Below are 10565 nucleotides of genomic sequence, written 5' to 3'. Positions count from 1 at the left end.
CTTCTAAAACAACACCCCGCATTCCTCTTTGAGGATCGGGGTAGTGTAAAACCCCGCGCCTGTTGTCTTAACGTTCACCGACGCCGCCGCCGGCGGCCCGCCGCACACCGCCGGCACCGGCCTCATCGGCCTGCGCGACCGGGTCGAGTCCGTCGGCGGCACGATGCGGGTCGAGTCGCAGCGGGGGGCCGGGACGACGCTGGCCGCCGAGTTTCCACTCGGCGGCCGGCCTCGATGATCGGGATCATCGCGCGATTCTGGTCCAGGGTTCCCCGCCGAAGAGGGTTTTGGTCAGCGCGCCCGGTGGTGCGTTGTCGTCGCCGGCGGTCACGCCGAACCGCAACAGGTCTCCGTCCAGCCGCCAGGTGGCGGTGAACAGTGTCATGCCGTCGATGCCGCCGCACCGGGATCGGCCTTCAGCAACGGTGACCTTGTCCGCCGCGACGCAGTACACGCCCGGCCCGACCGGGTAGCCGCGCTGCTGAATGGTGAAGGTGCCCTTGTGGAACGTCATGGTCCACAGCCCGGCATGATCCTTGGCGTTACGGCCGGTGACACCGCCGGCGAGCATGACCTGTTCCGAGGCCTCCTTGCGGTACGTGCCGTCGGGGAAGGCGCCGACGGCGGGCTGCGACGACGTGGTGACCGCCGCCGACGGACCGCAGGCCTTCACCGGTGGTGCCGGCTGCACTCGCGACGCCAGGTCGCGGATGCCGGCGATGAACGCGGCGGTCTCTGCGTCCTTCTCGAGCTCCGCGTACACCGGTCGCGCCGCGCGCTGGAATGCGGCGACGTTCGCCGGTGTGGCGAGGACGACCGAGCCGCCCTGCTGCTTGCAGTACCACGTCGCCTGGTCGGCAGTGCCCGGCATGGATTTCACGCCCCAGTCGCGGGTCGCGGTGGCGGCCTCTCGCACCATGCTGCGCTGAGCTTCGGTCAAGGCGGCGAACCGCTTGCTGTTGATCACCAGCGAGTTGATTTTGGCGTACGGGACAACGTTGCCGGTCGCCGTCGCCATCTGACGCCCGACCCGCGGGACCAGCTCAAAGGACGATTCGGCGCCCGCGGTCCGGCCCTGCACGGCTTCGGCATCGTCGGGCGCGGCGCCGAACGCGCGGAACATGGCATACGTCGTGTCCGACCGCGGCACCCGGACGACCGCGCCGCGCATATCGGCGGGCGACAGCATCGGTTTGCCGAACGAGAAGATCAGCCGAGTGCTCTCCGGAACCAGAGAGAGACCGGTGATGCCGATCTGGTCGAGCCCGGCCAGCATCTTGCCGGCGAGATCCGCCGTCACCACCTGCTTGGCCAGGCCCTCCGTGTTCACCAGGAAGGGCGCCTGAAGAGCACGCAGCGAGGTCACCTTCTCGGTGTCCCAGGCCCGCGCCGGGATCATGCCCATCTCGAGATCGCCACTCGCGACCCGGCGGGCGACGGCCTGGTCCCAGCCCACGCCCTGATTGCCGTCGGACGCCTCCCAGACCGGCTGGACCGTCAGCTGCCCGTGCGACCGTGCCTGCACCTGACGCGCGAACTCGTCGATCGCCCGGGCGGCCGGGGCGCCCGGCTCGTCATTCGTGCCGACCTGCAACGTGATCGGCGGCGAACTGCCGCCGGCCTTGCTCTCCGCCTTGTCGGTGCAGCCCGACGCGGGCATCACCATCGCCGTCACGGCGACCGCGATCACCGCTTGGTTCCTTCGTCTCATCGTCTCGCCTTTCTCTCGCATGACCTCGACGAGATCGACGTTAGGAGGATGGCGGCGGCCGCACATCGCGGCGAGCACGGCTCTTGCGCCTGCACCGGCTGTGGCTGGCCACAGTGTCTGTACGGGCCCTGTCGATCATGGACGGAACGGGACGAGAATCGGTCCATGCGGCGTGTTTCCCTCACGCTACTCCTGGCTGTCGCGGGCAGCTGGTGGTGCGTCGTAGCAATGACCGCCCTCGTCCGTGAGAGCGGTGTTGAAACCACGTATGCCGGTGCGTCCGCCGTGCCGGCTGCCGCATTCCTCACCGCAGGCGTAGGCCTTGTCGCGGCCGGGTGGCTGGCCGTCCGCGTCATGGGTACGGGCTGGCTGTCATCGTTGTGCGTCGCCGCATCGGTCACCTGGCTGTCGCCCGCGCTCATCGGCTGGGAAGACGGTCCTTCCGCGGCTCGCACCGCCGGAATGATCGCCGCGCCGTTCCTCGTACCGGTCCTGGCGCACCTCGTGGTGGCCGCGCCCACCGGAGCGATCGGCGGCGGCGTCCGGCGAGGCATGGTGGCCTCCGCCTACCTGATCACCGCGACGGCGAGCATCGGCCACACGATCACCTGGGACCCTTTCCGCGATCAGTACTGCTGGAGCAACTGCACCGACAACGCGTTGCTGCTCGCCGGGAACTCGCGTCTGACGCGGGCGGCGGAACTCGGCTGGCTGGGCGCGGTCGTGGCGATCGGCGCCGTAATCCTCGTCACGGCCGCATGGCGGTTGACCACGGCGACGCCGGTCGCGCGTTCGGCGGCGTGGCCGATCATCGCTCCGGCGGCGCTGGGTTCGGTGGCGGAGGCCGCGTACGCCGCGGTCCGCCTCGGCACCCCGCAAGAAGATCCGGGCCGCGACCTGTTCGCCGCGATCTTCCTGATCCGCGCCGCCGCCCTCACCGCCTTGGCCGTCGGAGTGGCATGGTTCCTGTGGCAACGGCACCTCCGCAATGCCGCGCTCGTCTCGCTGGTCAGCGAGCTCGGTGAGCCGGCCGGCGCGGGCTCGCTGCAGACCACACTGGCCCGCTCGATCGGGGACCCCACGCTGACCGTCGCCTACTGGCTGCCGGAAACCCAGCGGTACGTCGACAGATCCGGTCACCTGGTTCATCCCGTCGCCGGGCGCGACCGGGCGTCGACGGCCATCGTCCGCGACGGCGTCGAACTGGCGGTGGTGTCCCACGAGCGCGACATCCTCGACCATCGGGCCCTGCGCCGGCGGATCGGATCCGCTGCCCTGCTCGCGATCGACAACGACCGGCTCGCCGCCGAGTTGCTGGCTCACCTGGACGACCTGGGTGCCTCCCAGCGGCGGATCGTGACGGCCGCGGACGAAGCCCGCCGGCGCATCGAACGTGACCTGCACGACGGGGCGCAGCAACGGCTTCTGGCCGTGCTGTACGAACTCCGCCTCGCCGCCTCCGACCCGGGCCTGGAGGAGGACGAGCGTGCCGCGCTGGACGCGTCGATCGCCGCCACCCACCGGCTGCTCGCCGACCTGCGCGAGCTCGCCCACGGCATCTTCCCCGCCGTCCTCGAGGAGTCGGGCCTCGAGGCCGCGCTGTGGACGCTGGCCGATCAAGCAACGACTAACCTCCACATTGGAGCCATGCCTGACCGGCGGCTCCCGGCCGCCACCGAACAGGCGGCCTATCTCGTCGTGGTCGAAACCCTCGCGGGCTCAGCCGACGCGAGCAGCCTCACCGTGAGCGCCCACCGGCACGATGACCAGCTCCGGCTATGCATCGACGGGGCAGCGGTCCCTCCGTCCCAGTACGTGCTTGACCGGGTCGGCGCCGCCGACGGCATCGTGCGCCACCGGGCCGGCGCCCTGCAGCTGGAGATCCCATGCGGATAGCCGTCGCCGACGACTCGCTGCTCACCCGCGAAGGCGTCGTGCACCTGCTCACCGGCCGGGGCCACGAGGTCGTCGGCCAGGCGGGCACGGCGGACGCCCTGCTGTCGATCGTCGAGGCCGCCCACCCGGAGGCCGTCGTGGTCGACATCCGGATGCCGCCCACGCACACCGACGAGGGTCTCGTGGCCGCTCGGCGGATCCGCGCCGCGCACCCGGAGATCGGCGTGCTGGTCCTGTCCCAGTACGTCGAGCCCGCGTACGCGATGCGCCTGATCGAGGAAAGCCCGGAGGGCGTGGGCTACCTGCTGAAGGACCGCATCTTCGACGGCGCCGTCCTCGACGATGCGCTGCGCCGCATCGCCGACGGTGAGACCGTGGTCGATCCCACCATCGTCTCCCGCCTCCTCCGCCGGCGCCGGACCGCCGACCCGCTGGACGACCTGAGCGAGCGTTCCACCGAGGTCCTCGGCCTGGTCGCCGAAGGCCTGTCGAATCTGGCGATCGGCGCGCGACTGCACATCACCGAACGGACCGTCGAATCACATATCACCAAGGCGTTCCAGCACCTCGGTCTCACCGATGACCCCGGCTCACACCGTCGTGTCCTGGCCGTGCTGGCTTACCTGCGCCGGCCGCCGAGCGGGCCGTCGCCCGACGACGGTTCCGGTGCCGGCGCCGCGTGGCGGAAGCCGCGGTGAGCGTCGAGTGTCGCGAACTCCGCGGTCACCGCACGGTGAGCGTCGCCGTGTGCGGGGTGTCGTCGGCGGAACTGCCCACGTAGACGGTGTACTCGCCGGGCTTGACGACGAAGCGGCGGGTGCAGTAGTCCCAGACGGCGAACGGATGGTTCGTCGCCGCCGGGTCGATGGTGATCGTCACCTGTTGTGACTCCCCCGGTTCCACCAGTACTTTCTGGAATCCGACCAGCCGCTTGGGCGGTTGTCCCTGGACCGGCACGCCGAGATAGACCTGCACCACCTCGGCGCCGGGCACCGCTCCGGTGTTGGCCACCGTCGCGGTCACGGTCACCGGCGCATGCCCCGCATCGGGCGCGTCCACCGAAACGCCGGAGATGTCGAACGTGGTGTACGACAGGCCGAACCCGAACCCGAACAGCGGGTCGATGCCCTGTGCCTGGAACCAGCGATAACCGACCTGGAGGCCTTCGGAGTAGCGGATCACCGGGTAGCCGTCCCCCTCGTCCGTTCCCGGGTACCGCTCCGGCCGGCCGGCGTACAGCGTGTCGTCCTCCGACCGGGGATAGGAGGTGGGCACCTTGCCGGACGGGTTGACCACGCCGAAGAGCAGGTCGGCGACGACGTGTCCGTCCTCGGTGCCCTGGTTCCAGGTCTCCAGCACCGCGGGAGCCTTGTCCAGCCACGGCATCAGCACCGGGTTGCTGTCCTTGAGCACGACGACCGTGGCCGGGTTGACGCCCAGCAGGTCGTCGAGCATCCGGTTCTGGTCGTTCAGCATGTTGGCGTCCGACTGGTCGGCGCCCTCGGTGGCCACCAGCCCGGCCATGAGCACCACCACGTCGGCCTGCCGGGCCGCCGTTCTGGCCTCGTCGAGGTTGGACAGGTCGTCGGCCACGGTGAGCGTGCTGACCGTGGCGGACGAGCCGAGGTCGCGCAGCACGTCACGCATGCCGTCCAGGGGCGGCACCGTGTACAGCGGGATGACCTTGGACGAGCCACCACCGCCCAGGCACGCCTGGTCAACGAACGCGGATTGGCCGATCACGGCGACGACGCCCGCGTCGGGGTTCAGCGGAAGCAGATCGCCGTCGTTCTTGAGCAGGACCGCGATCTGCGAGCCGATCCTGCGGGCGACAGCGCCGTGCGCCTGTGCGTCGATCTCACCCGGCTCGTACGGGCGCTCGAACTGCCCGAACCGGAACATCTGCGTGTAGCGGCGCACCAGGGCCCGGTTCACCGTCTCGACCTCCAGGCTGGTGTCCTGCAGGGCGGCCTTGACGTTCGTCTCGTTGAGCCACTTGGCGTCCGGCATCTCGTGGTCCATACCGGCGTTGAGGGCCGGGGCGGCCGACCGGCACGACCAGAAGTCGGACTGGACATACCCCTGGAAGCCCCATTCGGTCCGCAGGATGTCGGTCAGGGTGTGCCGATACTCGGTGGCGTACACCCCGCGGATACGGTTGTAGGCGCTCATGATCGCGGCGATCCCGGCGTCCTTGACCACCATCTCGAACGGCAGCAGATAGAGCTCGCGCAGAACGTGCTCGTCCACCTCGACACTGACCCGGAACCGTTCGTACTCCTGGTCGTTGACCACGTAGTGCTTGCCCATGGCGATCACGTCGTGCGCCTGGATGGCCTCGGTGACCGCGACGCCCATCACGCCGGTCAGGTAGGGGTCTTCGGAGAAGTACTCGAAGTTGCGCCCGGCGATCGTGGTGCGGTGCAGGCACACGCCGGGGCCTTCCAGAACGTGCTGACCCAGCGTGGCGGTCTCCGAGCCGATGACGTCGCCGTAGGAACGCGCCAGCTCGGGGTCGAACCCCGCGGCGAGGCCGATGGTCATCGGCAGGGAGGTGGCGGGCGGGCTGGGCGTGCCGTCGCCCATGCCGACACCGACCGGGCCGTTGGTGATCCGGAACCGGGGGATGCCGAGCTCGTCGATCGCGGGCACGTGCCGCTCGACCCGGACCTGGGCGGCGAGTTGGTCCATGTCCGCGCCGGACTCGGCGAGCTGTGCGCTGAGGGCGTAGATGTCGATGGTCTCCATGGCGCCGTGCAGCTGAGCGATCTTCTGCTCCAGCGTCATGGCGCCGACCAGCTTCTCGGCACGCTCGCGAGGCGAGAGGGAAGGATCCGTCCAGGGCGCTGCGCTATCGGACACGACAAACCCTCCGTGGGTGGATGCGGTCAGGCGGTCGGCGTCGCCTTCACCCGGCCGGCGTGGACGATGATGTCGACACAGGCGTCCAGGCCCAGCGTGCCGGTGTTCAGCACGAGGTCGTACCTGGTGGGGTCGCGCGGGTCCCAGCCGTACAACCGGATGGACATGTCCGCTCGCACCTCGTCCTCGCGGCGCTGCCGTTTGGCGGCCCGCTCAGGGCTGATCCCATGGGTCCGTGCCGCCCGCTCGACCCGCCGCGGCACCGCCGCATCGAGCCGCACGTGCAGCGCCCCCGGCCATCCGGCCAGGATGAAGGCCCCGTTCCGGCCGATGATCACCGCCCCGGAGCGGGCGGTGTCGGTGACCCAGTCGGTGTTGCGGAGCAGCAGCTCATGCTCGTCGCGCTGGGCCATCGCCACGGCCGGTCCGTCCAGGGCGGCATAGGATCCGCCCATCGCGGCGAAGACGCGGGACAGCAGGCCCTCGTCCTGCCCCGCGGGTTGCTCCAGCTGCTCGGACGAGAACGCCTGGGCGTGGAAGGCCACTCCGAGCGCCTCGGCGACCCGGGGGCCGACCTCGTCCGCCCCGGAACCGTAGGACTCGAAGATCGTCACGACCGGCCGAGCGGCTCGGCCGGGCTGGGGTGTCGACATTGACGCGACCTCCTACCGGCACGGCAATGGTCCGTCCTCATCGTGGGCCGCCGCCGGGGCAACGGCAAGTGTTCGGAGCGGACACTCAACCGAGAGCAATCCGTTGACCTGAATGCGCGGAGCGCGCCCAATGGAGGTGACATCGGCGAACCACCCGACCCGGAAGGCCTGACCGCCATGAATACCGCCATCGCCGGGCCGGCCACCGCTGCTCGCAAGCTCGGCGCGATGCAGTACCTGGGGTACGCCGCGGGCGACTCGGCCAACAACCTGGCGTTCTCGATGACGTCGTTCTTCCTGCTGATCTACTACACCGACGTGGTCGGGATCAGCGCCACCGCGGCCGGCACGCTGTTCCTCGTGATCCGGGTCTGGGACGGCTTCGCGGACATCTTCGCCGGTCGGGTCATCGACAAGACGATGACCCGGTGGGGCAAGTTCCGGCCGTTCTTCCTCTTCGCGGGCCTTCCGGTGCTGCTGCTGAGTGTCGCCACGTTCACCGTGCCGAACCTGTTCTCCGGCAGCGGCACCAAGCTGCTCGCCGCCTATGTGACATACGGCCTGCTCGGGCTGGCGTACAGCATGGTAAACATTCCGTACGGTTCACTGGCCGCGGCCATGACGCAACGCCCGGGCGAGCGGGCCAAGCTGGCCAGCTTCCGGATGATCGGCACAGCGGTCACGACGATCATGCTGGCCTTCGTCGTGGCCCCGCAGATCCAGCAGTACAAGGGTGACCCGGACGGCTTCCAGCGGTCGTTGCTGATCACCACGGCCATCTTCGCAGTCGTCGGCTTCGGCCTGTATCTACTCCTGTTCGTCACCGCCCGTGAGGCGGTCCAGCGCGACGTGCCCAGTGTCAGCGGAAAGCAGAGCTTCACCACGCTCAAGGGCAACAAGCCGCTGATCATGCTCTGCCTGGCCTCGCTGGCGTTCCTGACGGCGCTGTTCTCCTTGCAGACCGTGCAGGTGTACTACGCCCGCGATGTCCTCGGCAACGCCAACCTGCTCACCGCCCTGACGGTGCTCAGCGTCGGGGCGATCTTCGTCGTCGCGCCGTTGATTCCCCGGCTGGTCCGCTCGATCGGCAAGAAGAAGGCGTTCCTGTCCTTCGGTGCCATCGGGCTGCTGGCCGGCATCGGCATCTCGGTGTCACCACCGTCGACACCGTGGGTGTCCATGACCTTCTTCGGGATCATGGGCATCTCCACGGCCGGCATCAACACCCTCATGTGGGCATTGGAGGCCGACACCGTCGAGTACGGCGAATGGCGGACCGGCGTGCGTACCGAGGGCATCACCTACGCCCTGTTCTCCTTCACCCGCAAGCTCGGCCAGGCGGTCGGCGGTGCGGTCGCCGCGTACGCGATCGCGTTCGGCGGGTACATCGGCGGCAGTGCGACGCAGAGCGAGGATGCACTGGACGCCATCCGGTACGCCTCCGGCTTCATCCCGGTCGTCTTCATCCTGATCGGAATCCTGATCTTCTTCCGGTATCCGCTGACCGAGCAGACGTTCGCCACGATGGTCGCCGAGACCCAGGCCCGCCGCGCCGGCGCGTCGACGCGGTGACCGGCACGGCCTGCCCGGCGCGGGCCCCGAAGCTCAGCCGGCGAAGACGCGTACCGGAAGGCCGGTGATCCCGACGTCGGCCCGGAACAGAGATCCGGCCAGCGGGTCCTCCCGGGTGTCGACGTTCTCCTGCGACGTGGTGATGAACAGCTGATCGAGATGGTCGCCGCCGAAGGTGCAGGCGGTCACCTTTCGCGCCGGTACCGCAAGCTTCTCCTCGAGCACCCCCGCGGCGCTGTACCGGTAGACCGCGCCGGCGTTGGACACCGCCGTCCACACGCCGCCCTCGGCGTCCACGGTCAGCCCGTCGGGGCGCCCACCGTCAGGCAGCCGCGCGAACGTGCGCCGGTTGGTCAGCCCGAGCCCGGGGTCGTAGTCGAACACGGAGATGGCGAACGTGGCGGTGTCGTTGTAGTAGGCCCGTGATCCGTCCGGGCTCCACTCCAGTCCGTTGGAAACCGTGACCCGCTCCAGCACCACCTCCACGGAACCGTCCGGGGCGAGCCGATAGACCGACGCCGCGCCGGGTGACTGGTCATAGGCCATCGATCCGCAATAGAACCTCCCGTCCGGGTCGCAGCCGCCCTCGTTCATCCGTACGCCCGGGTCACTCCACACCTGCGGCAACGTCGTCACGGTCCCGTCGGGATCCTCCAGCGCGAAGCCGCGCTCCACCCCGATCACCGCGCCACCGCCTTGCCGCGGCCGGACCGCGGCGGCCACGGACCCGACGTGGCGGCGCTCGACGGCGCCGTCGGTCGCCAGGCGCAGGACGTCTCCGGCCAGCATGTCCACGAACCGCAGCCCGCCCCAGCCGGGGTGCCACACCGGGCCCTCGCCGTGGAAGGCCACGGGCCCGGTCACCTGCTCCACACCCATCCCGACCTCCCGGACGCCGAAATTCGGGCTCCCCCACTATGGCGCAGCCGCTGCGCTTCCGCGCGGACAACTGTGGTCTTGACGCGCCGACCCGGGAAGCTGACACAGTGGATGGATGACCGCACCCGAGCAACCACCGGCCGACGGCGACCGCACCGGAACGGATTCCGCGCCTTCGCTCGTGGTGCTCGGCGCTGCCGGCGACCTCACCACCCGCCTGCTGTTGCCAGGACTGGCCGGACTGGTCCGCAGCCGGGGCCTCGAGATCCATCTGATCGGCAGTGACCGCGCCGACTGGGACGACGATCAGTGGCGCGCCCGCGTGCGGCAGGCCTTCGCCGGCCAGGTGGAAGCCACGCCGTCCATCGACACCGTCGTGCGCACCGCCCGTTACGTGCAGGCCGACGTTACGGCACCGGCGGACCTCAACCGACTGCTGCAGGCGCGCCCACCGGGCCCGCTGGTCCTGTACTTCGCGTTGCCGCCCGCCGTCGCCGAGCAGGCCTGCCGGGCACTCGAGGAGGTCAGGCTGCCGGTGGGCACGCGGCTGGTGATGGAGAAGCCGTTCGGCAGCGACGCGGCGCGCGCGGACATGCTCAACCAGAGCATCACCCGGCTGGTGCCGGAGGACCAGATCTACCGCGTCGACCACTACCTCGGGTTGTCCACGGTGCTGAACATCTTCGGCCTGCGGTTCACCAATCGGATGCTCGAGTCGGTCCTCGACTCCACCCACGTGGCCGGCATCGACATCCTGCTCGACGAGAGCCTGGCGTTGGAAGGCCGGGCCGGCTACTACGACCGGGCCGGCGCCCTGGTCGACATGCTGCAGAGCCACGCCCTGCACGTCCTGTCATTTCTGGCGATGGAGCCGCCCGCCACCCTGAGCGCCCGCGACGTCCGCGACAGCGCAGCCGCCGTGCTGCGCGCCACCCGGGTGTGGGGCAACGATCCGGCCGCCGGCAGCCGGCGCGCCCGCTACACCGCAGGAC

Annotated in this window: 7 protein-coding genes and 1 pseudogene; 4 read left to right on the top strand and 4 right to left on the bottom strand. The window is 69.8% G+C overall.

The genetic code is table 11. The annotated features are described in order from the left end of the window. Positions 1 to 244: 244 nt before the first annotated feature. Complete coding sequence (locus AB0M20_RS11415; protein ID WP_364296965.1) at positions 245 to 1711, bottom strand: hypothetical protein; 1467 nt, start codon at positions 1709 to 1711, stop codon at positions 245 to 247. A 228-nt stretch (positions 1712 to 1939) separates the two neighbouring features. On the opposite strand from AB0M20_RS11415, the gene AB0M20_RS11410 reads away from it, so the two are divergent. Beyond that, on the top strand, positions 1940 to 3607 hold the full coding sequence (locus AB0M20_RS11410) for a histidine kinase (protein ID WP_364296963.1): 1668 nt from the start codon (positions 1940 to 1942) through the stop codon (positions 3605 to 3607). Beyond that, positions 3598 to 4305 (top strand): response regulator transcription factor, encoded by a 708-nt coding sequence (locus AB0M20_RS11405; RefSeq protein WP_364296961.1) that lies wholly within the window; start codon positions 3598 to 3600, stop codon positions 4303 to 4305. The genes AB0M20_RS11410 and AB0M20_RS11405 overlap by 10 nt, the downstream gene beginning before the upstream one ends. A gap of 25 nt (positions 4306 to 4330) precedes the next feature. Here AB0M20_RS11405 and AB0M20_RS11400 read toward each other — a convergent pair whose 3' ends face one another. Together AB0M20_RS11400 and AB0M20_RS11395 are read right to left on the bottom strand one after the other, a co-directional pair. Further along, on the bottom strand, positions 4331 to 6469 hold the full coding sequence (locus AB0M20_RS11400) for a glycoside hydrolase family 3 C-terminal domain-containing protein (RefSeq protein WP_364296959.1): 2139 nt from the start codon (positions 6467 to 6469) through the stop codon (positions 4331 to 4333). A gap of 26 nt (positions 6470 to 6495) precedes the next feature. Then, the gene (locus AB0M20_RS11395; RefSeq protein ID WP_364296957.1) at positions 6496 to 7122 is read right to left on the bottom strand and encodes a cytidylate kinase-like family protein; all 627 of its coding nucleotides are present in this window, start codon (positions 7120 to 7122) and stop codon (positions 6496 to 6498) included. 177 nt (positions 7123 to 7299) lie between these two features. On the opposite strand from AB0M20_RS11395, the gene AB0M20_RS11390 reads away from it, so the two are divergent. Beyond that, positions 7300 to 8694, top strand: a complete 1395-nt coding sequence (locus AB0M20_RS11390) for a glycoside-pentoside-hexuronide (GPH):cation symporter (RefSeq protein ID WP_364296955.1) — start codon at positions 7300 to 7302, stop codon at positions 8692 to 8694. 33 nt (positions 8695 to 8727) lie between these two features. Here the strand turns inward: AB0M20_RS11390 and AB0M20_RS11385 are convergent, their stop codons facing one another. Beyond that, positions 8728 to 9573: an SMP-30/gluconolactonase/LRE family protein gene (locus AB0M20_RS11385; protein ID WP_364296953.1), complete on the bottom strand. Its 846-nt coding sequence runs from the start codon at positions 9571 to 9573 to the stop codon at positions 8728 to 8730. 115 nt (positions 9574 to 9688) lie between these two features. Here AB0M20_RS11385 and AB0M20_RS11380 point away from each other — a divergent pair. Further along, positions 9689 to 10565, top strand: a pseudogene (locus tag AB0M20_RS11380) (glucose-6-phosphate dehydrogenase); the annotation flags it as partial.

This window comes from Actinoplanes sp. NPDC051633, assembly GCF_040681735.1.
Taxonomy (GTDB): Bacteria; Actinomycetota; Actinomycetes; order Mycobacteriales; family Micromonosporaceae; genus Actinoplanes.
This window is presented reverse-complemented; position numbering and strand designations above follow the sequence as displayed.